The following is a 1,453-nucleotide window of genomic DNA, read 5'->3' as shown; positions in this document are numbered from 1 at the left end:
GGTTCTTTGTCAAATCGTATTGATGAATGATTTTGAGCCTAAAGCACCTCTTAATTGAGGTGCTTTTTCTATGCACAAATCAGTCTTATTCTTTTAAGCAAGTGGTCAAGATTTCTGAACCCATAGCTATTATGTTTAAGTTTCTTTATCTTACCAATGGTTCCCTCTAGGGGACCATTGGAGTAAGGCAATAAGCAACTATTGCTTACGTATTTTAAGTTCTTACGCAATGTGCTGATTGACGTATCCATAGCAGTATTATTCTTCTTATAATTACGGATAGTTTCTCTAAGTAAATTAGGATTATGGTCTTTAATTGATGATTCTATTAATTGATATGTTTCATATGCTTGTTTAAATACTGGTGATTGATCAGTGCCGAGATCAATCACATTTTGAATTGTAGAGTATTCATTTATACCGAATATATATTTTATATTAGTGGCATCCACATCTGCCCATGGCAGGTGGAACAGGCGCCAATCCTTCTTTAGAGCTTTGTATTGACGAGACTTTTTATCGTCAATTTTCTTCAATGTCTGAATTCTAACTTGGTCTAAAGCCCTACTACATAGTTGAACAATATGAAATCTATCAACTATTATTCGTGCGTTTGGAAATACTTTATGAACTACCAATTGGTAATTGGCATTCAAATCAATGGATACAGTCTTCACAGCTTTGCGTTCTTTGAGACTGTACTTATTAAGAAAATGTTCTGTTAGGGTCTTTGATAGCCTATCGTGTACAAGATCAATCAGGTGATGTGTTTTTGCGTCAATGGCTATGAAGGTAAATAGATGTTGAACAGATCGAAATTCGTCAAAACACAGATTTTCTGGAAGGTAGGCACATCTGCTTGGCAGATGTGTATCCTCGTAAAGGATTCTGCTTACTGTACTTGTTGAAATACCGAGTAATTTGGCCATAGAAGACAAAGTAAATGACTCTTTTGCCATAGAGAATATTCGAGATATAACTTGTTTTGTCATTGTATGATTCTTGATAAGTAAGTCACTGTGGGCACCGCAGGTGCTACCACAGTTCTTACACATAAAACGTTGTTTCTTGAGTATAAGATGATATTCCACACCGTTAAAACTAGCTAACCTTGCATTGGTAGTACGTTTGCCATTCTTTACTAGAGTATTTTCACCACACTGAGGGCAACGATTTAGGTTATAAGACAATTCAGCGCGAACTACTTTAATACGTTTCAAAGTGCCATGGATCTTGATCTTTGAATCACTCACTGAAACATTTTTAATGTTATTGTCTTTTATGTTTAGTACACAAAGTATAGAATTGTCTTGGGACATTATTATTCTCTCCTTGGATTGGGTTTGGTCGCTTAAATCCTAACATGAGAACAGTAATGTTCTTTTGTTTTGCTTAGAAAAAGACATAAAAAAACTGGTATTGATTATTCATCAATACCAGAAAGTATAGAACC

At 35.0% G+C, this 1,453-nt stretch carries 1 protein-coding gene; it reads right to left on the bottom strand.

The window, feature by feature from the left end; all coding sequences use genetic code 11:
- Positions 1-68: 68 nt before the first annotated feature.
- Positions 69-1,319, bottom strand: a complete 1,251-nt coding sequence (locus tag AAA923_RS12305) for an ISL3 family transposase (protein WP_338217505.1) — start codon at positions 1,317-1,319, stop codon at positions 69-71.
- Positions 1,320-1,453: the final 134 nt, after the last annotated feature.

The organism is Companilactobacillus muriivasis (assembly GCF_036246245.1).
Taxonomy (GTDB): Bacteria; Bacillota; Bacilli; order Lactobacillales; family Lactobacillaceae; genus Companilactobacillus; species Companilactobacillus muriivasis.
This window is presented reverse-complemented; position numbering and strand designations above follow the sequence as displayed.

Excerpts from the sequence above, each read along its gene's own strand:
- AAA923_RS12305 (WP_338217505.1), bottom strand. The coding sequence starts at position 1,319 with ATGTCCCAAGACAATTCTATACTTTGTGTACTAAACATAAAAGACAAT.